The sequence below is a fragment of the Phytohabitans kaempferiae genome (assembly GCF_042433955.1).
In the GTDB taxonomy this organism is placed as follows: Bacteria; Actinomycetota; Actinomycetes; order Mycobacteriales; family Micromonosporaceae; genus Phytohabitans; species Phytohabitans kaempferiae.
In genome coordinates this window covers 1-22975 of record NZ_JBHLUH010000091.1, presented here as the reverse complement: position 1 = coordinate 22975, position 22975 = coordinate 1, and the positions used below count along the sequence as shown (strand labels likewise).

At 72.1% G+C, this 22975-nt stretch carries 22 protein-coding genes; 14 read left to right on the top strand and 8 right to left on the bottom strand.

Translation table 11 applies throughout. The features are described 5' to 3' along the window. The first annotated feature begins 15 nt into the window (after positions 1–15). Entirely contained in the window at positions 16–834 is an 819-nt protein-coding gene (proC, locus tag ACFFIA_RS40045; protein ID WP_377261899.1) for a pyrroline-5-carboxylate reductase, read from the top strand. Between the two features lie 133 nt (positions 835–967). After that, on the top strand, positions 968–1333 hold the full coding sequence (locus tag ACFFIA_RS40040; protein WP_377261897.1) for a hypothetical protein: 366 nt from the start codon (positions 968–970) through the stop codon (positions 1331–1333). A 107-nt stretch (positions 1334–1440) separates the two neighbouring features. Here the strand turns inward: ACFFIA_RS40040 and ACFFIA_RS40035 are convergent, their stop codons facing one another. Then, the gene (locus ACFFIA_RS40035; RefSeq protein ID WP_377261895.1) at positions 1441–1911 is read right to left on the bottom strand and encodes a hypothetical protein; all 471 of its coding nucleotides are present in this window, start codon (positions 1909–1911) and stop codon (positions 1441–1443) included. A 32-nt stretch (positions 1912–1943) separates the two neighbouring features. Here ACFFIA_RS40035 and ACFFIA_RS40030 point away from each other — a divergent pair, with 32 nt between their 5' ends. The 3 genes from ACFFIA_RS40030 (at position 1944) to ACFFIA_RS40020 (ending at position 4837) form a co-directional block, all read left to right on the top strand. After that, on the top strand, positions 1944–2300 hold the full coding sequence (locus tag ACFFIA_RS40030) for a DUF2203 domain-containing protein (RefSeq protein ID WP_377261893.1): 357 nt from the start codon (positions 1944–1946) through the stop codon (positions 2298–2300). 414 nt (positions 2301–2714) lie between these two features. Beyond that, the gene (locus ACFFIA_RS40025; RefSeq protein WP_377261891.1) at positions 2715–3641 is read left to right on the top strand and encodes an ABC transporter ATP-binding protein; all 927 of its coding nucleotides are present in this window, start codon (positions 2715–2717) and stop codon (positions 3639–3641) included. Then, entirely contained in the window at positions 3638–4837 is a 1200-nt protein-coding gene (locus ACFFIA_RS40020) for an ABC transporter permease (RefSeq protein ID WP_377261889.1), read from the top strand. Before ACFFIA_RS40025 ends, ACFFIA_RS40020 begins: the two co-directional genes overlap by 4 nt. Positions 4838–4879: 42 nt before the next feature. On the opposite strand, the gene ACFFIA_RS40015 is transcribed toward ACFFIA_RS40020, so the two are convergent. Next, positions 4880–6964 carry a hypothetical protein gene (locus ACFFIA_RS40015; protein WP_377261887.1) on the bottom strand — a complete coding sequence of 695 codons (2085 nt, stop codon included), beginning with the start codon at positions 6962–6964 and terminating at the stop codon, positions 4880–4882. Between the two features lie 173 nt (positions 6965–7137). Here ACFFIA_RS40015 and ACFFIA_RS40010 point away from each other — a divergent pair, with 173 nt between their 5' ends. Next, the gene (locus ACFFIA_RS40010; RefSeq protein WP_377261885.1) at positions 7138–8778 is read left to right on the top strand and encodes a glycosyl hydrolase family 18 protein; all 1641 of its coding nucleotides are present in this window, start codon (positions 7138–7140) and stop codon (positions 8776–8778) included. 337 nt (positions 8779–9115) lie between these two features. Next, the gene (gene tuf / locus ACFFIA_RS40005) at positions 9116–10303 is read left to right on the top strand and encodes an elongation factor Tu (protein ID WP_377261883.1); all 1188 of its coding nucleotides are present in this window, start codon (positions 9116–9118) and stop codon (positions 10301–10303) included. 140 nt (positions 10304–10443) lie between these two features. Here tuf and ACFFIA_RS40000 read toward each other — a convergent pair whose 3' ends face one another. Continuing rightward, the gene (locus ACFFIA_RS40000; protein WP_377262084.1) at positions 10444–11046 is read right to left on the bottom strand and encodes a TetR/AcrR family transcriptional regulator; all 603 of its coding nucleotides are present in this window, start codon (positions 11044–11046) and stop codon (positions 10444–10446) included. 381 nt (positions 11047–11427) lie between these two features. On the opposite strand from ACFFIA_RS40000, the gene ACFFIA_RS39995 reads away from it, so the two are divergent. From ACFFIA_RS39995 to ACFFIA_RS39985, 3 genes are read left to right on the top strand one after another with little or no spacing between them, the layout of a single operon-like run. Continuing rightward, complete coding sequence (locus tag ACFFIA_RS39995; protein ID WP_377261881.1) at positions 11428–13959, top strand: sensor histidine kinase; 2532 nt, start codon at positions 11428–11430, stop codon at positions 13957–13959. Then, positions 13913–14332 carry a roadblock/LC7 domain-containing protein gene (locus ACFFIA_RS39990; protein WP_377261879.1) on the top strand — a complete coding sequence of 140 codons (420 nt, stop codon included), beginning with the start codon at positions 13913–13915 and terminating at the stop codon, positions 14330–14332. Before ACFFIA_RS39995 ends, ACFFIA_RS39990 begins: the two co-directional genes overlap by 47 nt. After that, positions 14329–15294, top strand: coding sequence for a TAXI family TRAP transporter solute-binding subunit (locus tag ACFFIA_RS39985; RefSeq protein WP_377261877.1), 966 nt, complete (start codon positions 14329–14331; stop codon positions 15292–15294). The genes ACFFIA_RS39990 and ACFFIA_RS39985 overlap by 4 nt, the downstream gene beginning before the upstream one ends. 69 nt (positions 15295–15363) lie before the next feature. Here the strand turns inward: ACFFIA_RS39985 and sigJ are convergent, their stop codons facing one another. Continuing rightward, on the bottom strand, positions 15364–16251 hold the full coding sequence (gene sigJ, locus ACFFIA_RS39980) for an RNA polymerase sigma factor SigJ (protein WP_377262082.1): 888 nt from the start codon (positions 16249–16251) through the stop codon (positions 15364–15366). 95 nt (positions 16252–16346) lie between these two features. Here sigJ and ACFFIA_RS39975 point away from each other — a divergent pair, with 95 nt between their 5' ends. Continuing rightward, complete coding sequence (locus ACFFIA_RS39975; protein WP_377261876.1) at positions 16347–17132, top strand: SDR family oxidoreductase; 786 nt, start codon at positions 16347–16349, stop codon at positions 17130–17132. An 88-nt stretch (positions 17133–17220) separates the two neighbouring features. Here ACFFIA_RS39975 and ACFFIA_RS39970 read toward each other — a convergent pair whose 3' ends face one another. Next, positions 17221–17910: a response regulator gene (locus tag ACFFIA_RS39970; RefSeq protein ID WP_377262080.1), complete on the bottom strand. Its 690-nt coding sequence runs from the start codon at positions 17908–17910 to the stop codon at positions 17221–17223. Continuing rightward, positions 17868–19019 (bottom strand): sensor histidine kinase, encoded by a 1152-nt coding sequence (locus ACFFIA_RS39965; RefSeq protein ID WP_377261874.1) that lies wholly within the window; start codon positions 19017–19019, stop codon positions 17868–17870. Before ACFFIA_RS39965 ends, ACFFIA_RS39970 begins: the two co-directional genes overlap by 43 nt. Positions 19020–19171: 152 nt before the next feature. On the opposite strand from ACFFIA_RS39965, the gene ACFFIA_RS39960 reads away from it, so the two are divergent. Further along, positions 19172–20056 carry a hypothetical protein gene (locus tag ACFFIA_RS39960; protein ID WP_377261871.1) on the top strand — a complete coding sequence of 295 codons (885 nt, stop codon included), beginning with the start codon at positions 19172–19174 and terminating at the stop codon, positions 20054–20056. Positions 20057–20369: 313 nt separating this feature from the next. Then, on the top strand, positions 20370–20882 hold the full coding sequence (locus ACFFIA_RS39955; protein ID WP_377261869.1) for a universal stress protein: 513 nt from the start codon (positions 20370–20372) through the stop codon (positions 20880–20882). 144 nt (positions 20883–21026) lie between these two features. Here ACFFIA_RS39955 and ACFFIA_RS39950 read toward each other — a convergent pair whose 3' ends face one another. Next, a complete protein-coding gene (locus ACFFIA_RS39950; protein ID WP_377261867.1) occupies positions 21027–21386 on the bottom strand; it encodes a hypothetical protein in 360 nt (119 codons plus the stop codon). Between the two features lie 104 nt (positions 21387–21490). On the opposite strand from ACFFIA_RS39950, the gene ACFFIA_RS39945 reads away from it, so the two are divergent. Next, positions 21491–22390 (top strand): oxidoreductase, encoded by a 900-nt coding sequence (locus tag ACFFIA_RS39945; RefSeq protein ID WP_377261865.1) that lies wholly within the window; start codon positions 21491–21493, stop codon positions 22388–22390. Positions 22391–22397: 7 nt separating this feature from the next. On the opposite strand, the gene ACFFIA_RS39940 is transcribed toward ACFFIA_RS39945, so the two are convergent. Beyond that, the gene (locus tag ACFFIA_RS39940) at positions 22398–22853 is read right to left on the bottom strand and encodes a tetratricopeptide repeat protein (RefSeq protein WP_377261863.1); all 456 of its coding nucleotides are present in this window, start codon (positions 22851–22853) and stop codon (positions 22398–22400) included. Positions 22854–22975 lie beyond the last annotated feature (122 nt).

Below are 22975 nucleotides of genomic sequence, written 5' to 3'. Positions count from 1 at the left end.
GGGGAGGATGGGCTGATGGCACCAGGAGTGCACACGGTCGCCGTCATCGGCGCGGGCAAGATCGGTGAGCTGATGCTCTCCGGGCTGCTGCGCGCGGGCTGGCCGGCCGACAAGCTGATGGCCACGACCCGCCGCCCCGCCCGGGCCGAGGAGCTGACCCAGCGGTACGGCGTACGCGTGGTCGACAACCTCACCGCCGTCGCCGAGGCCGAGGTGCTCGCGGTCGCGGTCAAGCCACAGGACGCCGCCGCCCTGCTCGGCGACATCGGCGCCAAGGTGCCCGCCGACAAGCTGGTCATCTCGCTCTGCGCCGGCCTGCCGACGAGCTTCTTCGGGCGGCGGCTGCCCGAGGGCACGCCGGTCGTGCGGGTCATGACCAACACGCCCGCGCTGGTCGACGAGGCGATGACCGCTATCTCGGCGGGCCCGCACGCCACCGCGGCGCACCTGGCGCTGGCCGAGGAGATGTTCAAGCCGCTGGGCGCCACGCTGCGTGTCCCCGAGTCGCAGCAGGACGCGGTCACCGCGCTCTCCGGCTCCGGCCCGGCGTACTTCTACCTGCTGGTCGAAGCCATGATCGATGCGGGCATCCTGCTCGGGCTGCCCCGCCAGGTGGCGCACGAGCTGATCGTGCAGACCGCCATCGGTTCGGCCGTCATGCTCCGCGACTCCGGCGAGCACCCCGTGAAGCTCCGCGAGGCGGTCACCTCACCTGCGGGAACGACGATTTCCGCGATCCGCGAGCTGGAAAACCACGGCGTGCGGGCCGCCCTGCTGGCCGCCCTGGAGGCCGCCCGCGACCGGGCCCGGCAGCTCGCCCAGCAGAGCGAGTAGCCACAAGATCAGGAAAGCCCGACACTCTCGGGTGCTCCTGATTCACTCACGCGTTCATCCCTTCCGGGCCGCTCTCCACCCTCCTAGGGTTCATGACAGGGAGTAGTGACAGCGGCACTCAGGGAGGTATGGCATGCGACGTCTCGCGGTGATTCTCGGTGGTGTCGCGGCGGCTCTCTGGGTCTCGGCACCGGCGTCCGCGTTCGCTCACGACAAGGTCACGAGTCCTGTCCTGCACACCGTGCTCGACGTGCTCGTGCTGGCCGTGGTGACCGCGCCGATCTGGACCGCGTACCTCTGGGGCGGCCGGCGGCGAGGGCTACTGATGACTCTCGTGGCGGTCGTCCAAGTGCCGGTGGCGGTAATCGCGTTCGTGCCGATCGTGCACCCGGTCGTGCACGCGGTGGCGTTCGTGACCGGGCTGGGCCTGACCGCCGCGTCACTGCTGTACGTGCGCCGGACCGCGCCTTCCCCCGCGCCGGCGCACGCACCCCGTTAGGCCGCGCTCCACCGGAGCGCGGGGCGCCCGCCTTACCCCGCAGCAGGCGGGCGCCCAATACGTGAATGAAGTGCACAACTTCAGAGAGACCAGGGGCAGCGCCCCGCTCAGGATCCGCTGTCGGTCGCCCAGGCGGCCGGCGGCGGCCAAGGTCCGAGTCCTCCCGGCCCGCCGACCGCCGGCAGGACACCATCCGGACCCGGAGCGCGCGCCTCACCCGACGGCGGGCCGGTCATCGGTTCGGTGGGCAGGACGTGCTCGCCGAGCGTGAGGGCGGTGACCTGCCCGCCGTCGTGCACTCTGGTCACCGGTGGGCAGCCCTGCCGGGGCGGCTCCCACGAGCCGTCGGCGCGGCGCACCGCGTTGAAGCGGCAGTGCGGCTCACCCACGTACCCCCAGGCCATCAGGAGATCGGCCCCGGCGTAGCTGTAGACGCCGACGGTGAGCACCGCCGACCCGACCGGGCCGTCGGCGCGCCGGTGGAAACTGCCGCGCAGGCCGCGTACGACCACGCCGTCGAGGTCGACGTCGTTGATTACTTTGTGTAGTCGGTATCCCGACAAATCGGGCAGCTCCATGACCGCTCAACGAATGCCCCATACTGTCGGACGTGTTCACTCTGGCCCAGGCTCGCCATCTTCTCGCCACGCTGCGTCCCCGCATCGACGAGCTGATCGTGCTCCGCGCCGACCTCGCCGAGCTGCACGCCGACCTGGCCGACGGCGGCACGAGCCCGCACGGCGGCCTCCCCGAGGTCAAGGCGCTGGAGGCGCGCATCTACGGCATCCTGGACGAGCTCGGCGAGCACGACATCCAGGTGAAGGGGTACGCGCCGGTGCTGCTCGACTTCGCCGGCGAGCGCGACGGCCGCCCGGTGCTGTGGTGCTGGCTGGAGGGCGACCGCGACATCGGCTGGTACCACCGCCTGGAGTGCGGCTTCGCCGGCCGCCGCAAGCTGCCCGCCTAGGGGCTGTTTCCTAGGGCATGGCCGCGCCTGCGGCATACGCCCCCTCGTGTCGACCTGCTGAGGCTGGGCTCTGCCCGACCCGCCGCCAGTGCCAGAGCTGACGGGTTGCCAGGCCGTGCCCCGCCTCCGAAGAGGTCCTTGGTCGGCCCCGCGCAGCCGAATCATTACCGCTACTCGCGACGCCGCGCGGCCCCGTCGCGGTGCCCGACAGCGTCAGCTACGCCGACGCGGTACTGCCCGCCGCCGTCTGTCCCGGATTGACTTGTCGCAAAGCTTGACGCACCATGTTGAGACAAGATTTGAGACATCGGAGGCGTCAATGCCGAATGGAACGTCGCCGGATGTCGATTCGCTGGCGCGTCCGACGGACCTTGAGCGGGCCGGCGTGTGGTTGGTCGGGATGAGGGGAGCGACATGACTGACGGGCTCGACATCGACGGGGTGTCGAAACGCTACGGCGAGGTGTTCGCCCTGCGGGACATGACCTTCGACGTCCGCGCGGGGGAGCTCTACGGGTTCGTCGGGAGCAACGGCGCCGGCAAGACGACGGCGATGCGGGTCATCCTGGGCGTGCTGGCGCCGGACGTGGGCGAGGTCCGGTGGGCCGGCCGGCCGTTGACGATGTCGACCCGGCGCCGGATCGGTTACATGCCGGAGGAGCGCGGGCTGTACCCGAGGATGAGTGTCGGCAGTCAGTTGACCTACCTCGCCCGGCTGCACGGCATGTCCGCCGCGGCCGCGAAGGCCTCCGCCGACCGGTGGCTCGAACGGCTCGGTGTCGCCGCTCGCCGCGACGACGAGGTGCAGAAGCTGAGCCTGGGCAACCAGCAACGCGTCCAGCTCGCCGCTTCGCTGGTGCACGATCCGCGGATCCTCGTGCTCGACGAGCCGTTCTCGGGCCTCGACCCGGTCGCGGTCGACGTGATGAGTGAGGTTCTGCGCGAGAAGGCCGCCGAGGGCATCCCGGTGATGTTCTCCAGCCACCAGCTCGACCTGGTCGAACGGCTCTGCGACCGAGTGGGCATCGTCCGCAGCGGGCGGATGGTCGCGATCGGGACGGTGGACGAACTCAGGGCGACGGGAGCGCGGCGGATCCTCGTCGACGCGCCGCGGGCGGACACCGGCTGGGCCGACGACCTGGCCGGGGTGCGCGTGGTGTCCAGGGACGAAACCCGCACGGTGGTCGAACTCGACAACGGGACCGACGACCAGACCGTGCTACGGGCGGCGCTGGCTACCGGGCCGGTGCGCGAGTTCGGCCAGCGACGTCCCTCGTTGACGGAACTGTTCAGGCACGTCGTCAGCGAAGACGTGACCGCTGCGGAAGGGAGTCGGGCATGACCGAGGCACCGGTAGGCACCTGGGACGCCGTGCGGCTCATCACCGTCCGCGAGATCACGGCGCGCACCAGCTCCAAGGTGTATCGCATCAGCAGCATCATCATGGTCCTCGCCGTGGTGGGAGCCGTCATCGCCGCCAAGCTGATCGATGGCGGGGGCACGGGCAGCACGGTGGGCTTCACACCATCCGTGGCGCAACTGGCCGCGCCCTTCCAGTCGGTGGCCTCGGCGGTCGGGCAGATCGTCACGACGAGCGCCGTGGACGAGACGGTGGGGGAGCGGCAGGTTCGTGACGGCGAGCTTGACGCCCTCGTCATGGGCACGCCGGCCGGCTTGCGGGTGGTCGTCAAGCAGGAGCTGTCCGAGGACCTGCGCAGCGCCCTCACCGTGCTCGCCCGCCAGATCGCCCTCAACGACCAGATCACCCGCGTGGGCGGCGACCCGGCGGCGGTGAACAGCGCCGTCGACTCGGCCTCGTTCGCCCTGCGGACCCTGGACCCCCCGCGCGAGCACGAGGGCGCCCGGCTGCTGCTCGCGTTCGTCGTCAGCTTCCTTGTGTACGTCGCGATCCTCATCTATGGACAGATCGTGGCGCAGGGAGTGGTGGAGGAGAAGTCGAGCCGGATCGTGGAGATCCTCCTCACGACGATCCGACCGTGGCAGCTCATGGCCGGCAAGGTGCTGGGAATCGGGCTGGTCGGCCTGGCCCAACTCGCGGTCGTGATGGTGGCGGGCATCGTGACCGGCCACGCGACCGACTCGTTCACCTTCCCGTCCGCCCTCGCGGGCAGCGCGGCACTCTGGGCGGCGGTGTGGTTCCTGCTCGGCTACGTGGTCTACGCACTCGTGTTCGCCGCACTCGCCGCGCTCGTGTCCCGCCAGGAGGAAATCGCCGGCGTGACCGCGCCGGCCCTGATGCTCATCGCCCTGCCGTACGTGGCCGGCGTCTTCGTCCTTCCCGCCGACCCCGACAACGAGTTCGTGGCGCTGATGTCGCTCATCCCGCTCTTCGCACCGATGCTCATGCCGATGCGGTCGGCCCTCGACGTCGCACCGGTGTGGCAGGTGGTCGTGTCGATCGGTCTCACACTGCTTCTCATCGTCGTGCTGGTGTGGTTGGCGGGGCGCATCTACCGCAACGCCGTGCTGCGGATGGGCGGCCGGGTCAAGATCAAAGACGCCCTGCGGGCGAACTGATCCGCCCGGGGACCACACGAGCGGGCAGGAAAGCGACAACGATCAACGCCGGTCGAGTTTGAGCGTCCCCACGCCCTGTGCGGCGGTCACGTCGTAGCGGGCCTTCGCCTGGTCCCAGCCGTTCGGCGTGAACGTGGTGTCCGGCGCGACCCGCGAGCGGTTGAGGCGGTCGAGAGTCACGTTGGTGGCGCCCTTGACCGCCTTCACCCGCGTGTGTACGCCGGCCGGCGCGTGCAGCAACAGCTCGTCGAGCCCGCCGCCGAGCCGGATCGGCACGGTGCCCTCGGGCTTGGGGAGGGTCAGCTCCAGCCGCGTGGCGCCGGCCGGCATCTCCAGCCCGGAGAGCTTGCCGCCGCTCAGGTCGACGGTCTGGCGGTCGGCGCCGCCGCTGAACACGAGCTGCCAGGTGACCCGCGTGTTCAGCCGTACCTCGACCGCGGTGGCGCCCTCCCCGTCGCTCGACGTCATGCGTACGGTCACGCGGTTGCCCTGGATCGTCGCGCGCGGCACCGCCTCGTCGTCGTCGGGAGTGGTGACCTGGAAGAGGTCGTCGCCGAGGTCCGTGCTCCGTACGGTGACCGCGGCCGCGCCGCTGGCCAGCTCCAGCTCCGCCTCGGAACGCCCGTTGACCGGCGCCGCGATCGTGTGTGACAGCCCGTCGCCGTCGACCACCTGGCGGTACATCGTGGCGACCGCGAACACCGCGACGCCCATGATGGCGCCGGTCAGCGCGACCGCGAGGACGAGCAGCGGCCGGCGGCGGCGCCCTGCCGGTCGGCCCGGGCCACCCCGGGGACCGCGCGGCGGGCGGCCTCCCTTGCCTCGGGGCTCGGCCAGGTCGTCGTCGGGCGTGATGTCGAGGGGCGCCGGCCACGCCTCGGGCGGATCGCTCTCCCGGGGTGGTCCGGACCACTCGTCGACGGGCGCCTCGGCCGGAGGTGTGACCCACTCCGGCCGCCCCCGGTCGCGGACGGGCGGTGTCAGCGTCCGGCCACCGTCCGGCGCCGGCTCGCGGGCCGGCGTGGTGACCCAGCCGTCGCGCGGCGCGCCGGCCCGCGCGGGGCGCTCGTTGGCATCCCGGCCGGGTCCGGCGCTCCGCCGGTCGCCGGGGCTCACGGCCCACTCCGGCCGCTCGTTCGCGTCCCGCGTGGGCGTCGTCGTCCACCTGTCGTCGGAGGCCGGCACGGGCGAGACAAGCCAGTCCGGCCGGGCCGGGGCCTCCGAGGCGGTGTCGCGGGGGCGCTCCTCGTTCCAGCCGTTCTCCGGCCTGGCATCCTGGGGGTTCGTGTCGCGCGCGCCGTCCCGGCCCGGGTCGTGGCGCCCCGTCCCGCATAGGGCGGCACCGTGCGGCGCGGGCCCGCCCGGCGCGGCGTCGTAGGCCTCCGGCGCCGGGGCGTAGGACACGGCATCGGGCGCTCCGGCGGCGTACGGCTCCGGGTCGTAGCCAGGGCCGTCGTAGGACACGGCATCGGGGGAGTCCGCGTCGCCGGGCGCCGAGTCGCGAGGGGTGAACCAGTCCGCACGCGTCGCCGGCCCCGTGCCGTCCTGCCACGCGTCCGCCGGCGCCGGTACGGCCCGCGGCGGTGCCGGCGGGGCGTCGTCGGCGGGCCTTCGAGGAGCAGGTACCGGCCGCGCCGCTGAGGGCGGCGCCTGGGGTACGCGCTCGCCCGCCGCACCGTCCCGCTGCGGGCGCGGCACGGTCCTCCGCTCCGGCCGCCCGTTCCGTTCGCCACGGGCGGCGGCCAAGCCGGCGGGCGCCCCCGCCGTGGCCTGGTCCCAGCCAGTGGCTGCGGCCGGGCCGGACGGCGCCGCGGGCGGCTCGTCGCCGGGGGGCGTCCCCCACTCCGGCAGCGGTGTCTGGTTGAGGGAGGCGGCCCACTCCACCAGGCGTACCTCGTCGGGGACCGGCTCCTCGCTGGCGGACCTGTCGCGCCGCCACCGCCGTTCGCGCTGGGGCTTCGGAGGCTTGGGCGGCTTCTCGCGGCGGGACTTCTTCTTGGGGGCGGACGTGTCGTCGGTGGGCGCTAGCTCGATCGCCGCCTCCACCGGCTCGAAAGGTGTGACGCCCCGGTTGGGGTCGTCCTCGTCCAGCCACGACAGCATGCGTTCGCCTGGCTGGGCAGTCATGGGCCGTCCTCCCCCTCGCGAGACCGATCGCTCACCGGTACGTACGTACGCGGCGGCCCAGCGGTTGAAGCCCGAGGTCGATCGAGAAATTCGCATCTTGACGAGTTCATGCCCGTGTGAGTAACGTCGCATCAACCTTCTGGAAAGTTTCCTAACAATTAGGGAGACGTCGGATGAGGAGATCCCTACGGCGTGCGCTGTGGGCCAGCACGGTGGTCGCGGTGGCAGTCGCCGCGATCCCCGTGGCGTCGGCCTTCGGCGCGGGAAGCGTCACCACTCAGTTTGCCGCTAGCTCAGACTGGGGCAGCGGCCACGAGGTCCGGGTCACGGTAACCAACGGCTCGGACGCCGCGGTCGCCACCTGGCGGATCGAGTTCGATCTGCCGGCGGGCACCACCATCAGCAGCTTCTGGGACGCGGACGTCACCCGCTCCGGCAACCGGTACGTGGCAGTGAAGAAGAGCTGGGCCGGCAGCATCCCGCCGGGCGGCTCGCAGTCGTGGGGCTACATCGGCACCGGCGCGTTCCGGGCCCCCACCAACTGCACCATCAACGGCGCGTCCTGTGGCGGTGGTACCAACCCCACCACCGCCCCGCCGACCACCAGGCCGCCAACCACGGCGCCGCCGACCACCGCACCCCCGACGACCGCTCCGCCCACCACTGCGCCGCCGACCACCGGCCCGCCGCCTCCCGCCGGGCGCAAGCTCGTCGGCTACTTCGCGCAGTGGGGCGTCTACCAGCGCCAGTACTTCGTCAAGAACATCCACACCAGTGGCTCGGCCTCGAAGCTGACCCACATCCTGTACGCCTTCGGCAACGTCACCAACGGCCAGTGCGTGATCGGCGACTCGTACGCCGACTACGACATGGCGTACACGGCGGCCAACAGCGTCGACGGCGTCGCGGACACCTGGGACACCGGCGCGCTGCGGGGCAGCTTCAACCAGCTCCGCAAGCTCAAGCGGATGTACCCGAACATCAAGGTGATCTGGTCCTTCGGCGGCTGGACCTGGTCCGGCGGCTTCGGCCAGGCGGCGCAGAACCCCACCGCCTTCGCCAACTCCTGCTACAACCTGGTCGAGGACCCGCGCTGGGCGGACGTCTTCGACGGCATCGACATCGACTGGGAGTACCCGAACGCCTGCGGCCTCACCTGTGACAACAGCGGGCCGAACTCGTTCAAGAACCTGATGTCGGCGCTGCGCAACCGCTTCGGCCCCAACAACCTGGTGACCGCGGCGATCACGGCCGACGGCAGCAGCGGCGGCAAGATCGACGCGGCCGACTACGCGGGCGCGGTAGGGAGCCTCGACTGGCTCATGCCGATGACGTACGACTACTTCGGCGCCTTCAACCCGCAGGGCCCGACCGCTCCGCACTCGCCGCTCACCGCGTACCCGGGCATCCCCACCCAGGGCTTCAACTCCGACGCGGCGATCCAAAAACTGAAGAGCAAGGGGGTACCGGCGAGCAAGCTGCTCCTCGGCGTCGGCTTCTACGGCCGAGGCTGGACCGGTGTCACGCAGAGCACGCCCGGTGGCACGGCGACCGGTGCCGCACCGGGCACGTACGAGGCGGGCATCGAGGACTACAAGGTGCTCAAGACACGCTGCCCGTCCAACGGTACGGTCGGCGGCACGGCGTACGCGTACTGCGGCAACCAGTGGTGGAGCTACGACACGCCCGCCACGATCGGCGGCAAGATGACGTACGCCCGCAACCAGGGTCTCGGCGGCGCCTTCTTCTGGGAGCTGTCCGGCGACACCACCAACGGTGAACTGATCGGCGCCATGCGCGGCGGTCTCGGCTAGCCAACTCGCAAGTCCCACACCAGAGGCGGGGAGCCAGGTTACTGGCTCCCCGCCTCGCATTCAGCCCTCGGAAATACGCTTGGCCGGTACGACGTTCATGGCTATCATGATCGTCATGTTCGCCCCGGTTGGCTTCGCGCGGCCCGCAGGCATCGGCCTGCCCGCCGCGGCCGCCGCGTGTGCGTCGCCGGTCCGTCTGGATACCTGACCCTCCTCCCGTTCCCGCGGGCAAGCCGTCCATCGCGGACGGTGTGGTCGTGCGCGCGGACGCCGGGGGGAGGGTGCCCCGCCGTTTCCCGTACCAGAAAGCCTTTCCTGAAACAGGGGTTGATCCACCATGGCCAAGAGCCAGTTCGTGCGGACCAAGCCGCACCTCAACATCGGCACGATGGGGCACGTCGACCACGGCAAGACGACGTTGACGGCCGCCATCACCAAGGTCCTCGCCCAGCGGGACCCGTCGGTCAACCAGTTCGTCTCGTTCGACGGCATCGACCGGGCGCCGGAGGAGGTCGCGCGCGGCATCACCATCAACATCGCACACGTCGAGTACGAGACGGCCACGCGGCACTACGCCCACGTGGACATGCCCGGCCACGCCGACTACGTGAAGAACATGATCACGGGGGCGGCGCAGGTGGACGCGGCGATCCTGGTCGTCTCCGCGCAGGACGGCGCGATGCCGCAGACCCGCGAGCACGTGCTGCTCGCCCGGCGGGTCGGCGTGCCGTACCTGGTGGTGGCGATGAACAAGGCCGACGCGGTCGAGGACGAGGAGCTGCTCGACCTGGTCGAGCTGGAGGTGCGCGAGCTGCTGTCCGAGTACGGGTTCCCCGGCGACGAGGTGCCCGTGGTGCGGGTCTCCGCCCTCCGCGCGCTGGAAGGTGACCCGCGCTGGACGCAGTCCATCGTGGACCTTCTCGAGGCGGTCGACTCGTACGTGCCGGTGCCGCCGCGGATCCTGGACGAGCCGTTCCTGATGCCGATCGAGAACGTGCTCACCATCTCGGGCCGCGGCACGGTGGTCACCGGCGCGGTGGAGCGCGGCGCGCTGCGGGTCGGCGAGCCGGTCGAGGTGGTCGGCTTCGTGCCCACGACGTCCACTGTGGCCACCGGGCTGGAGACGTTCGGCAAGTCGCTGGACCGGGCCGAGGCGGGCGACAACGCGGCGGTGCTGCTGCGCGGCGTGAAGCGCGACCAGGTACGGCGCGGTCAGGTGGTCGCGGCGCCCGGCTCGATCCGCACGCACCGGAAGTTCCGGGCGCGGCTGTACGCCATGACCACCGCCGAAGGTGGCCGGCACACGCCGTTCTTCGGAAACTACCGGCCGCAGTTCTACTTCCGGACCACGGACGTGCCGGGCGCGGTGGACCTGGGCGAGGCCACGATGGTCATGCCCGGCGACACCGTCGACCTCACGGTCGAACTCGGCGCGCCGGTCGCGATGGAGGTCGGGCTCGGCTTCGCGGTGCGCGAGGGCGGCCGCACGGTGGCCGCGGGCTCGGTCACCGAGCTGCTCGATTAGTGCGGTGGCCACTAACGTTCACCGGCTGGCCGGCGGCCTTCGGCCGCTGGTCAGCCGGGCCGGCGAAGCCGGCAAGGGTTAGGGCCTGGGACCGGGGAGCGCGGCCCCGCGACGGGGTCGCGCTCCTCGCCACGGGGGCGCTATGCCAGCTGCGCCGGCTCCAGCCCCACCTCGCGGGCGGCGCTCACCCGGACCCAGTCGTTGAGCTGGCGCCGTGTGATCACCCGCTCGTGCACCGCGACCTGCACGGCGAGCCCATCGATCAGCGCGAGGATCCGCCAGGCGGCGCCGGCCGGCTCTTCGCACTTGAAGGTGCCCTGGTCGACGCCGGCCGAGATCACCTCGGTGAGGGCCTCTTTCCACCGCAGATCAAGGCGCCGGGAAACCTTTTCCAGCTCCGGTGTCCGCAGCGACTCCGACCAGCCGTCGATCCACATCGCCCACGACTTTGAACGCCCCTGTGGTGCGTACAGCCGAAGGATCTTTTTCAGCTTTTCCAGCGGCGGCACGGTGGAGTTTACGACCGCGTCCAGTCGTGCCAGATCCTGCTCGGCGGCGTACGCGAACGCCTGCGCGAGCAGATTTTCTTTCGTGGCGAAATGGTAGAAGACCAGCGCTTGGCTGACGCCCGCGGCGGCGGCCACGTCGGAGGTGCGTGTGTTTGCCAGGCCGCGCTCCACGATCACGTTGCAGGCGGTGCTCAGGAGCGCATCAAGGCGGACTTCAGCCGCACGTCTCGTCACAGCGCACACAGTAACTCATGAATGCCTGAGCTATTTTCGCAGCTATTCTCGATCGCCATTAGCAGGCGAAATCGAATTCGCGATCGTGATGCTCCCCGCTCGGGGGATAGGGTACCCGCCGATCATACGAGGTCGGACAGATCAAGATCGGCGGTGGTCGTTGCACCTCTGGCACGATCGGTCTGCCTGAGGTGGCTGTGCAGAGGATGTCGCTAACGGCCGAATGGGCGATCGTAGGCGTGGTCGCCCGCGGGGGGTGACTGATCTCTATCGAGCTGGACCGCGCGGCGCCTGCGCCCACGGCCACTCACCTGCGGTGCGGCGGACCGGAGGTGGTGGACGGGCGCCCATCGTGCCCGCGGCGAACGGGAGAGTGCGGCGATGGGCGGCTTTGGGCAGAGGCCCGCTCAGGCCGAAGCCGGCGTGCCCGCCAGCCGGGCCGGCTTCCACCGCGCCGCCGAGGAGACGCCTGGCCGGGAGGGCGCGCACCGTGCGGTGGCCGACACCGACGACCGGGCCGGCGCGCACCATGTGTCGGCGCCCCCCTTCGGACCCGGCCCACTGCGCTCGATCGGCGTGCGCATCCTGCTTCCGGTGCTCGTGGCCACCGTCGGTCTTGTCACGCTCGGCGTGATGCAGACCCGCGACGCGCTGACCGAGTCCGCCCGCGCGGGCGACGCCCGGATCCTCGCCCGCACGGCGAGCACCGGCATCGCGGTCGCCCACCAGGCCGAGCTCGAGCACGCCGAGACGATCGCGCTGCGGCTGCGCGGCGGCGAGGCCGGCAAGCAGCTCCTGGAGGCGCAGCGGGCGCGCACCGACGCGGCCCGCGAGCGATACTCCGCCGCCGCGCGGGAGGCCCGCGTGGCCGCGCCGGCCCTGGCCGCCAAGCTCGACGCGGCCGACGGCGTGCTCGACCTCCTGCCGGGCGTGCGCGCGATGGCGGTCAACGCGCCCGACGGCTCGCCCGAGGTCTTCGACGCGTACAACGCGGTGACGCACGCGATGATCGGCATCGCCGACGCCGTGCCGAGCCAGCTGACCGAGCCGCGGCTGCTGGAGAGCGCCCGGGCGGTCGTGCTCGTCACCGAGCTGGAGCACCTCGCCGCCGAGCAGCTCGACCTGCTGCGGCGGGTCTTCAACCGGGAGAGCCTGGAGCCGGGCGAGCTGGTGCGGCTTGCCGCGTGGGAGGGCGCCGAGCACCACCAGCTGGAGGTGATCGAGCGGCTGCCCGGGCCGACCGGCGCCCGCTTCGACGCGCTGGTCTCCGGCAACGACGTCACGCGCGCCCGCGGCATGCGCGACAAGGTGCTCTCCACCGGCGGCTCGCCCGCCTCGCTCAAGGTCGACCCCGACGTCTGGTACGCGGCGCAGAGCGGCCTGCTCCGCCGGCTGCGGCTGATGCAGTCGGAGCTGTCCACGACGATGGAGCGCGAGGCGTACGACCTCCAGGTCGCCGCGCACAAACGCACGCTGGCCACCGCCGCGCTCACCAGCCTCCTGGTCGGGCTGGCGCTGGCCGGCGCGGCCATCCAGGCCGTGCGCACCAGCCGCCGGCTGCGCCGCATGCGGGCCACCGCGCTCACGGTCGCGCACGGCGAGCTGCCCACGGCGGTCGCCCGCGTCTCCGCCGCGCGCGACGAGTCCGGTGTCCGCGACACGCTGGAGGCATCCGGCGCGCGGGTCGACAGCATGCTGCCCCCGGGCGTCGACGAGATCGGCGAGCTCTCCACCGCGTTCGCCACGATGCACCGGCAGGCGCTGTGGCTCGCCGCCGAGCAGGCGTTGCAGCGCATGGAGACGACCGCCACGTTCACCGCCCTGTCCCGCCGGGGCCAGACGCTGGTGCAGCGGCAGCTCCACCTGATCGGCGAGTTCGCCCGGCAGGAGGGCGACCCGGGCAGCCGCGCCCGCCTCTTCGCGCTCGACCACCTGGCCGCGCGGATGCGGCGCAACGAGGAAAACCTGCTCGTGCTCGCCGGCGGCGACCCCGGGCGGCGGTTCACCGACGCGGTGCCGATCCGCGAGATGATCCAGCTCGCCGCGGCGGAGATCGAGGAGCCGGCCCGGGTCGACGCGGTCGCCACGCCGCTGCTGGCGGTCTCCGCGCACGTCGTCGGCGACGTCGTGCACCTCCTTGCCGAGCTGCTGGAAAACGCCGCCAGCTTCTCGCCGCCCGCCACCAGCGTCCGGGTCGCCGCCCGCCAGGCGGTCGACCACGTGACGCTGACCATCTTCGACGAGGGCATCGGGCTCACCGCCGAGCGGCTTGCCGAGGCCAACAAACGGATCGCCCATCCCTCCGCCCTCACCAGCACGCTCGTCGGCACGATGGGCCTGCTCGTGGTGGGCCGGCTCGCCGCCCGGCACGGCATCAGGGTGCAGCTGACCAGCGTGGCCGGCGGTGGCACCGCGGCCACACTCACGCTCCCGGACCGCGTCCTCGCGCCGCTCCCGCCGCCCCCGCGGTTCTACCGTGGACAGTTGCTGGGGCCGCTGCCCGACCCGGCGCCGTCCGCCGCGCCGCCGCGTGCGGGAGAGGCCCAGCCGGAGGAGCCTGTGCGGCTGGCGCCGGTGCGGATGGCTCCCGCGACGGTCGACGGGATCACCGCCGCCGGGCTGCCCAAGCGGGCGCCAGCGCAGGCACTGCCCTCCGGACCGGTCGCCGGCCGCCTGCCCGCCCCGCCGGCGCCGCCCCGGCAGCGCGCGGGCGGCACGCCCGACCCCGACGAGGTCCGGGCTCGACTGTCCAGTTTGGCCAGTGGCATCGCCGCGGGCCGCCGCACGGCACCACCGCAATCCACGGCGCCCCCTTCGGCCGCCGCGCCCCCCGCCCTCTCGTCGCCGTCCCCGGAGGACGCCCATGATGAACCCCGCTACGGACTCCCTACCGGCCCCCGTCGACTACGGTGACCTGGGCTGGCTGCTGACTTCGTTCGCGCGCAAGGTGCCGTCCATCGTGTACTCGCTGGCGGTCTCCGTCGACGGCCTCGCGCTCGCCGCCTCCGAGCGGCTCGACCCCAACCAGGCCGACCAGCTCGCCGCCATCACCAGCGGCCTGGCCAGCCTCTCGGTCGGCGCGGCGAAGTGCATGCAGACCGGGCAGGTCCGTCAGTCGGTGCTCGACATGGACGGCGGCGTACTGCTCATCATGTCGGTCGTCGACCGCGCCTACCTGGCAGTGCTCGCGGAGTCCGGTGCCGACCTGGGGCAGGTGGGCTACGAGACGGCCGTGCTGGCCCAGCGCGTGGCGACCGCGCTCGACCCCGGCGCCCGCCCGTCGTGAGGCGTCCGTCGCTCGCCAGGCGGCTCCTCGCGCTGCTCGCGGCGGTGACACTCGCCGCGGGCTGCGCGCCGGAGCCCCCCACCGATCTGCGCGACGGCCACCTCGTACTCGGCACGGGCAACACGACCGGCGTGTTCTACCAGGTCGGCGGCGCCTACGCCGACGTGATCACCACGCACCTGTCCGGATACGAGGCGATCGTCGCGCCCACCGCCGGCTCCGCCGACAACCTGCTCCGGCTCGGCCTCGGCGACGTCGACATCGCGCTGACCTTCGCCGACGTGGCCGCCGACGCGATGCGCGGGCGGGGCGCCTTCGCCGACGGCGCGCGGCCGCTGCGCGCGCTCGCGGTGGTCTACCACAACTACACGCACCTGGTCGTCCGCGCCGACGCCGGCATCCGCGCGCCGGCTGACCTGCGCGGCAAGCGGGTCTCCACCGGCACGGTCAACTCCGGCGCCGAGTTTCTGGCGCTGCGCCTGATCCGCGCCGCCGGGCTCGACCCCGACCGCGACATCAGGCGCTCCAGCCTCTCCCTCTCCGCCACCACGCGCGGGCTGGCCGACGGCACGCTCGACGCCACCTTCTGGTCCGGCGGCCTGCCGACGGTCGGCATCACCGAGCTGATGGGCGCCGAGGCGGAGATGAGGTTTCTGCCGCTCGACGGGCTGCTGCCGGAGCTCGAGCGGCTCTACCCGGCGACGTACGGCACGGGGAAGATCCCCGCCGCCACCTACACGCTGCCCGGCGACATCCCCACCGTCACGGTCGGCAACCTCGTTGTGGTCGACGCCGGCATGCCCGAGCGTCTGGCGCACGACCTGACCGCGCTGATCTTCAAGTACCGGCAGGAGCTCATCGACGGGCATCCCGAGTGGGGCGCGGTCGACCGCGAGTCCGCCGGCCACACGGGCGTGGTCCCGCTGCATCCCGGCGCCCAGCGCTTCTACGACGACGGCTGACGGCGCAGGGCCGCGCGCGGCCCGGCTCCGGCCGCACCGTCCACATCGCCATCCGGGCTGAGCGGCGAGTCACTGTCCAAACAGGTCGGTCACGTCGACGTCGCGGAGGCGCTCGGGGTCGGCGAGCACGTCGATCGCGACGATCCGCCCGCCGGCCACCGTAAACGCCATCACAAACTGGGCCTGCCCGCGCATGGCGACCACCGCGCCGGCGGCACCGTTGACCAGCGCCGGCCGTACGAACGGGGAGAGCCGACCGGACGCGAACGCCTGCCCGGCCACCGCCTCCGCCCCGCGCAGCGTGAACGTCATGCCGGGGCGCGCCGGGCCGCCGTCCGAGCGGAGCACGACGTCTGGGTCGAGTACGGCCACCAGCGCCGCGAAGTCACCGGCCCGGGAGGCGGCGAAGAACGCGTCCACGACCGCGCGCTGGCGCCGCACGTCCGGGTCGGGAGCCGGCGCCTGCCCGCGTATCCGCCGGCGGGCCCGGCTCGCCAACTGCCGCGCGGCGTCCGGCGACCGCTCGATCATCGGCGCGATCTGGTCGAACGGCACCGCGAACATGTCGTGCAGCACGAACGCGAGCCGTTCGGCCGGCGTCAGCGTCTCCAGCACCACCAGCAGCGCCAGCCCCACGGAGTCGGCGAGCACCGCCTCGTACTCCGGGTCGACGCCGGACTCGGGGCTGACGATCGGGTCCGGTACGCGTACGTCGAGCGGATCCTCCCGCCGGTGCTGGCGGGAGCGGAGCTGGTTGAGGCAGACGCGGGCCACCACGGTGGTCAGCCAGGCGCCGAGGTTCTCCACCTCGGTGGTGTCCGCGCGGCGCAGGCGCAACCACGCGTCCTGCACGGCGTCGTCCGCCTCGCTGACCGAGCCCAGCATCCGGTACGCCACCGCGCGCAGCCGCCCCCGGTGCTCCTCGAACCGCGCGGTCAGCCACTCGCCGTCGCCCATGCCTGTCGCCTCGCTCACACCTGTCACGTTGCCTCCTCGCCCCGGGTCACAGGGGTAGACCCGCCAAATCCCACCGATGTGACCGGGAGATCGACATGACCACGCCAATCCTCCTCACCGGCGGTACCGGCACGCTCGGCCGCCAGATGCTGCCGCTGCTCCGCGCCGCCGGCCGGAAGGTGCGGGTGCTGAGCCGGCGCCCGCACGACGCCACCGACGGTGTGGAGTACGTCACCGGCGACCTCGCCACCGGCACCGGGATCGACGCGGCCGTGACCGGCGTGGAGACGGTTGTGCACTGCGCCGGCAGCGCGAAGGGCGACGACGTGAAGGCCCGCCACCTGGTACGCGCGGCCTCCGCGGCGGGCGCGCGGCACCTGGTGTACGTCTCCGTCGTCGGCGCCGACCGGGTTCCGATGACCGGCCGGGCCGACCGGGCGATGTTCGGCTACTACGGCGCGAAGCGCGGGGGAGAGCTGGCGGTCGCCGGGGCCGGCCTGCCCTGGACCACGCTGCGGGCCACGCAGTTTCACGACCTGATGCTGCGTACCGCCAGCGGAATGGCGAAGCTGCCGGTGCTGCCGGTCCCCTCCGGCATGCGCGTGCAGCCGGTGGACTCGGGCGAGGTGGCGGCCCGGATGGTCGAGCTGGCGCTCGGCGAGCCAGCGGGGCTCGTGCCCGACCTGGGCGGCCCCCGCGTGTACGGCATGGACGAGCTGATCCGCGACTACCTCCGCGCGACCGGCAAGCGCCGCCCGCTCCTGCCGATGCGGATGCCCGGCGCGGCCGCGGCGGCCATGCGGGCCGGTGTCAACCTCACCACCACCGGGGGTACGACCGGGCGCCGCACCTGGGAGGAGTTTCTGGCCGAGCGGAGTTGAGCCACCTCACGCCGTGGGCGCCGGCACGAGCCTGTCGAGCAGGAGCCGCAGCCCGTACTCGAACCAGGCCTCCAGTCTGAGGGCGGAGTCAGCTCACGAGGCCGGCGTGATGCGCGAGGATCGCGGCTTGGACCCGGTTGGTCAGCTGTAGCTTGGCCAGCACTCGGCTGACGTGGCTCTTGACGGTGGCCTCACTCAGGTGCAGGCGCCGGCCGATGTCGCTGTTGGGCAGCCCTTCGCCGACGGCGGCCAGCACCTCCCGCTCCTTGTCGGTCAAGACCTCTATCCGGCGCAGTGCGTCGCGGCGATGCGGGCTGCTCGGCTCGGCGAACCGGTGCAGCAGGCGGCGGGTCACCCGAGGGGACAGCATCGCGTCGCCCGCTGCCGCGCTCCGTACCGCGTCCGCCATCTGGTCGGCGGTCGCGTCCTTGAGCAGGAAGCCCACCGCACCGTGGCGCAGCGCCCGCTCCACGTACTCGTCCAGGTCGAACGTGGTCAGCACGACAACCTTTGGCGGGTCGGGGAAGCGGGCGAGCGCGGCGGTGGCGGCGAGGCCGTCGGCGCGCGGCATCCGGATGTCCATCAGCACCACGTCCGGCCGGTGGATGGTCGCCTCGCGCACCGCCTGGTCGCCGTCTTCGGCCTCGCCCACGACCTCGATGCCGTCGTAGGCGGACATGATGGTCCGCAGCATGGCCCGGACCATCCACTCGTCGTCGACGATCAGGACCCGGATCACTGGTCCACCTCCCGTGCCACTCCGGCGGCCGGCATCCAGGCCACCACCTCGAAGCCCCCGTCTGGCAGGTGGCGAGTGCTCAGCGTGCCGCCCACCAGCCGGACCCGCTCGCCGATGCCCAGCAGCCCGTGCCCGCCGCCAGGGGCCGAGACGGCCGCCGCCGCGCCCGCGTCGTTACGGACGGCGAGGCGCACACCTTCGCCACCGGATGACAGGACCACCGTGGTACGCGCGGCCGGCGCGTGCCGGTGCACGTTCGTCAGCGCCTCCTGGACGACCCGGTAGACCGCGTGCTCCACAAGCGACGGTGCCCGTAAACCATCCTCGACGGACAGCTCGACCGCGAGCCCGAGTGCCTGGGACGCGGCCACCAGCTCGGCCAGGTCGGGGATGCCCGGCTGGGGGCGCAGCGGGGCGGCGCCATCCCGCAGCACACCGACCAGCGTGCGAAGCTCGTCGAGCGCGACCCGGCCGATGCTCTGGATCTGGCCGGCGATCGCCGCGGCGTCCCTGCCGTGGGCCGACTCCAGTGCGGTGGCGTGCAGGACCATGAGCGAGACCCGGTGCGTGACGACGTCGTGCATGTCCCGGGCGATCTGCGCCCGCTCCTCCGCGCGGGCCTGGTCGATGCGCATCCGCTGTTCCCGTTCGATGCGCCGGGCCCGTTCCTCCAGACCGGCCACCACGGCTCGCCGCGACGTCAGGTACAGGCCGACCAGGACCGGAAGGATGCACAGCGCCAGGCTGATCGGAAGGCTGGCATCCGCGCCGTACTCCAGCCACATCGGCGTCGACACCACCGCCACCATCGCCACGGTCAGCCCGACGCGGAGGCGGGCCGAGCGCAGATAGGCACCGACGGCGTACTGCGCTATCGGTATGGCCGGCCAGGCGCCCGCGACGAGCCAGCACGACACGGCACCGGCGTACAGCAGCAGGGGCCGCCTCCGGTGGTGGAACACCGCCACGCCGGTGGCCACACCGAGCGCCGCGGTGACCGCCAGCGGCGCCGTGCGGTTGACGAGTGGGGAGCCGTCGAACAGGCCGGACTGGAAGTCTCGCCACACCCCGGCGGCGACGCAGAAGGCAGCGACGACCCCGTCGGCGATGCGGCCCGCGCCTGGTCGCAGAGCCCGCCTTGCGGTCATGAGGCGAGTCTATGCAGCACCGACCGTGGCGACGTCCGCCGAAGGATGCAGTCGAAAGGTGTGCCTCCCGGCTTGACCGGTCGACCTTGAGCGGGCGGTTTCGGATACTTGGCCCGATGCCCGCGTGCCCGGGCCGTACCTAGCGTCGGGGCATGGATGCCGGAACGCGTGACCTCGCCCGCCCGCTGCAATGGGCCTTCGCCGCATTCGCGGTCCTCAACATCGCGCTGCTCCTCCAGGGTTCGGGCGCGACAGTGTTCCGCGTGATGGCGCTCGCGGGATACGGCGCCGGTGCGGTCCTCAGCGTGGCCGCCGCGCTGCGGTGGCAGCCGCACGGCCGCCGGATCGCGATCGTCGTGCACCTGGCGCTGGCGCCGCTCCAGTTCGCGTTCAGCATCGCGGTGCTGCTCGCGCTGGTCGGGATCATCCTCTCGCTGGTGATCCTGGCGCAGTGCAAGCCGCGCTACCCACGGCTCGCACCGCGGGCCCGCCGGGTCTGGTTGACCCTGCACGTCGGCTTCAGCGTGGGCTGGCTGGGCGTCGCACTCACGATGACCGCCCTGGCCGTCATCGGCTGGGCCGCGGACTCCCCGACCATTCGGCACGGCGCCTACGAAGCGTTGCACGTCATCGACCTCGCGGTCGCGATCCCGTCGATGGCACTCTCCATCATCACCGGCGTCGTGGTGTCGCTCGGCACCAAATGGGGCCTGGTCCGGTACAGGTGGGTACTCACCAAGTTCGCCATCTCGGTGAGCATCCCGCTGGTGGCCGGCACCGTGGAGGGTGCCCTCGCCGACGAGTTGGCCCGCCGCACCATCGACCCGACCGGCGAGCCGGGAGCGACCGGCGTCGCGTTGATCGCCTGCCTCGGCGCCTTCGCGGTCGCACTGTGGGGCGCGACGATCCTCTCCGTGGTCAAGCCGTGGGGACGTACCCGCTGGGGACGGCGGGACGCCGAGGAGACAAGGCGAGCCGCCCCACGCCGGCCAGCCCAGCCGGAGCCGGCACTGCCCGCGATGGACGCACGCCTCTGACCGGAACGCCGTCAGCCGGACAGGGCGAGGACGCCGCCGGTCAGGAGCGCGATCGTCTTGACCGCCTCCAGGGCTATGTAGGCGTAGTGGGCGCGGGAACGAGGTGGGTCGCCGGTCGCGGCGCTCACGAGGACACTCCGGCCGGGATCAGGTGGACCACGCAGAGGTCCGGCTCGGCGAACGGTTCCAACCGGTCGGCGGTGACCGGCGCATCTGGGCACGTGCTCCGGGCCGGTAGGGCACCATGAGACGAAGGGCGCCGTAGCGTCGGCTGGTCCAGGCCCCGCACCCCTCCGGCCGCCGAGGGATCAACGTGTCAACGGAGGTGCTGATCGTGGTCAGTACGCGCGGCGATTCTGCGGGTGAGATCGTGGTCGGCGTGGATGGGTCGGTCCAGTCGAGGGCCGCACTGCAGTGGGCGGCGCGGCAGGCGCGGCTGACCGGCGCGGCGGTGCACGCGATCACGGTGTTGGAGCACCAGGCCGCATACGAGCGGGGGCCGACACTCCCGTATGAGGAGTCCGCCGCCACGGCACGTGAAGTGCTCACCGAGACGGTACGCGACGCGGTCGGGCCGGGCCCGGACGTCGAGATCAGGGAAAGCGTACGGCCCGGCCATCCGGCGCAGATCCTCGTGGACGCCTCGCGGGACGCGCGGGCGTTGGTCGTGGGGAGCCACGGTGTGGGCGGGTTCGTCGGCGCACTGCTGGGCTCGGTCAGCCAGCACTGCGCGCACCACGCCCACTGCCCGCTGGTGATCATCCCTGGCGACCGGAGTGTGGCGACGCGACCAGCGACCAGGTCGGCGGCCGCCCCCCGCCCTTGACGGCGAGGCCGCGCGGGCCGCCACGGATGCGGCGACGAGCCCGTACACCGGGGCGATGCTAACAGCTCTTCCCGGCACCGCCGCCGGGTTTCGTCCCGTGCGGATCGGCCCATCGCCGGTCGAGACACCGCGATGCGGGCCGCATCAGGTATGGGTGAGGCGCTCGGCGTGGTCGATCTCTGCCGCGGTGATGTCGCTCGGCTGGCTGGTCCGCAGTCGCCAGCGAGTGACCAGCCCGTCCGGGCCGCGGAACTCGCCACCGGCGAGCGCGAGGTCTATGCGCTGTCGTACGAGGCTTTCCGAGGCCGGTTCGGTGGCGAACAAGACCCGCACGCGCACCTCGTCGCTGGCCGGCTCGGCCCGGGTGTGGTGCGCCGCGAGCGGGCAGGGCGGCTGGTGTTCCCAGTGGCCGCACAGTGCGACGGTGATCGCCGCTCCGGGCGCTCCGAGGTCGGCGTCGGGCGCCATGACGAGCACAGCCTCGTGAGCGTACGCAGAACGCATGCCTCAGTATGCCGTGGCCTTGGTGGTGACGGGGTTTGCCGACGGCCTGGAGTAGGCGGCCAGGTAGGTTGCGTTTCACGGTAGCCCGAAGGCCAGGAGGCGGTATGTGGAGCATCGATGACGTGCCGAGCCAGGCTGGTCGGGTCGCCGTGGTGACGGGGGCCAGTGCCGGCATCGGGTTCGCGACCGCCAAGGCGCTGGCGGAGCGCGGCTGCCATGTCGTGCTGGCCGTACGGGATCCGGCCCGCGGTGCCGACGCGGCGGCCCGCATCGGCGGTTCGACCGCGGTGACCCGGTTGGATCTCGCGGCACTGGATTCGATCCGGTCGGCCGCCACCAGGCTGATCGGCGAGTATCCGAGGATCGATCTGTTGATCAACAATGCGGGTACGTGGTCGGCCACCAGAGCCGAGACCCGCGATGGTTTCGAGTTGCAGTTCGGCGTGAATCATCTCGGGCACTTCGCGTTCACCGGTCTGATACTGGGCACCATGCTGGCCACGCCGGCGTCGCGGATCGTCACGGTAAGCAGCGTGAGCCACCGCGGTGGTGCGGTAGACCTGTCCGACCTGCCGATGCTGGAGACCTACCGGCACACCGCCGCGTACGCGCGGTCCAAGCTGGCCAACCTGCTGTTCGCGTTCGAGCTGCAACGCCGGTTGGCGGCGGCTGGTGCGGTGACCGCGTCGCTGGCCGCGCATCCAGGTGGCGTCTGGACCGGACTGTTTCGTGGCGCGAACCCGGCGTTGCTGGTGAACACGCTGGGCCGGCTGGTGACGCAGTCTCCCGAGCGGGGCGCGCTGGCCACCCTTCGGGCCGCGACGGACCCCGCGGCCACCGGCGGTCAGTACTACGGCCCGGGTGGGATGGGCGAGTTGCGGGGCGCGCCCAAACCGGTCCGGGCCATCGCCAAGGCGCACGACGAGGCCCTGGCTCGGGAGTTGTGGGCCGAGTCCGAACGGCTGACCGGTGTCGAATATGGACCAACCCTGCGACCGGCCTGAACACGACTCACGTCAGCTCCTGCGCCAGCCGATCCAGGCCGCCTCTGATCAGCTGCCCGTACTCGTCGTCGCCAAGCGCGCCGATGCCAGCCCGCGCCTGCTGGAGGTGCTCCCGGGCACGGTCGAGATCACCGAGCTTGCGGTAGCACTCAGCCAGGTTGAGGTGCAACGACGGATACAAGCCGGCCACGGACAGCGTCACCCCGGCCTGCGCCGCCCGGTCATCGGTGATCAGGTCGGCCGCCGCCAAGGCTCGCTGATCCCAGATCAGCTCCTGGTGGACATCGTCCTGTACATCGGCCATCGAGTGCGCGAGCACGCAAATGTGCAGCGGATCCCCTTGCTCCCCGCCGATCTCCTCCCAGATCTGCGCGAAGGAGTGGCGAGCTGCCTCACGCTCGCCTTGACCATGGTGCAGCTCCACCGCTTGGCCGATTCGAGCGAGCGTTGGATCGGTGATCATCGACGGGCTCCTTCGTCAGCTCAGCTCGCTACGGTGACATCATTCAACCGCACAGCACCTGGTGACTAGCGGTAGTTTGTTGACTTAGGTCCGATTTGAGTTGTAGCTTCAGGTTAGGGTGC

Coding starts and splice junctions, on each gene's coding strand:
- proC (WP_377261899.1), top strand. CDS start 16: ATGGCACCAGGAGTGCACACGGTCGCCGTCATCGGCGCGGGCAAGATC.
- ACFFIA_RS40040 (WP_377261897.1), top strand. CDS start 968: ATGCGACGTCTCGCGGTGATTCTCGGTGGTGTCGCGGCGGCTCTCTGG.
- ACFFIA_RS40035 (WP_377261895.1), bottom strand. CDS start 1,911: ATGGAGCTGCCCGATTTGTCGGGATACCGACTACACAAAGTAATCAAC.
- ACFFIA_RS40025 (WP_377261891.1), top strand. CDS start 2,715: ATGACTGACGGGCTCGACATCGACGGGGTGTCGAAACGCTACGGCGAG.
- ACFFIA_RS40020 (WP_377261889.1), top strand. CDS start 3,638: ATGACCGAGGCACCGGTAGGCACCTGGGACGCCGTGCGGCTCATCACC.
- ACFFIA_RS40015 (WP_377261887.1), bottom strand. CDS start 6,964: ATGACTGCCCAGCCAGGCGAACGCATGCTGTCGTGGCTGGACGAGGAC.
- ACFFIA_RS40010 (WP_377261885.1), top strand. CDS start 7,138: ATGAGGAGATCCCTACGGCGTGCGCTGTGGGCCAGCACGGTGGTCGCG.
- tuf (WP_377261883.1), top strand. CDS start 9,116: ATGGCCAAGAGCCAGTTCGTGCGGACCAAGCCGCACCTCAACATCGGC.
- ACFFIA_RS39995 (WP_377261881.1), top strand. CDS start 11,428: ATGGGCGGCTTTGGGCAGAGGCCCGCTCAGGCCGAAGCCGGCGTGCCC.
- ACFFIA_RS39990 (WP_377261879.1), top strand. CDS start 13,913: ATGAACCCCGCTACGGACTCCCTACCGGCCCCCGTCGACTACGGTGAC.
- sigJ (WP_377262082.1), bottom strand. CDS start 16,251: ATGGGCGACGGCGAGTGGCTGACCGCGCGGTTCGAGGAGCACCGGGGG.
- ACFFIA_RS39975 (WP_377261876.1), top strand. CDS start 16,347: ATGACCACGCCAATCCTCCTCACCGGCGGTACCGGCACGCTCGGCCGC.
- ACFFIA_RS39965 (WP_377261874.1), bottom strand. CDS start 19,019: ATGACCGCAAGGCGGGCTCTGCGACCAGGCGCGGGCCGCATCGCCGAC.
- ACFFIA_RS39960 (WP_377261871.1), top strand. CDS start 19,172: ATGGATGCCGGAACGCGTGACCTCGCCCGCCCGCTGCAATGGGCCTTC.
- ACFFIA_RS39950 (WP_377261867.1), bottom strand. CDS start 21,386: ATGCGTTCTGCGTACGCTCACGAGGCTGTGCTCGTCATGGCGCCCGAC.
- ACFFIA_RS39945 (WP_377261865.1), top strand. CDS start 21,491: ATGTGGAGCATCGATGACGTGCCGAGCCAGGCTGGTCGGGTCGCCGTG.
- ACFFIA_RS39940 (WP_377261863.1), bottom strand. CDS start 22,853: ATGATCACCGATCCAACGCTCGCTCGAATCGGCCAAGCGGTGGAGCTG.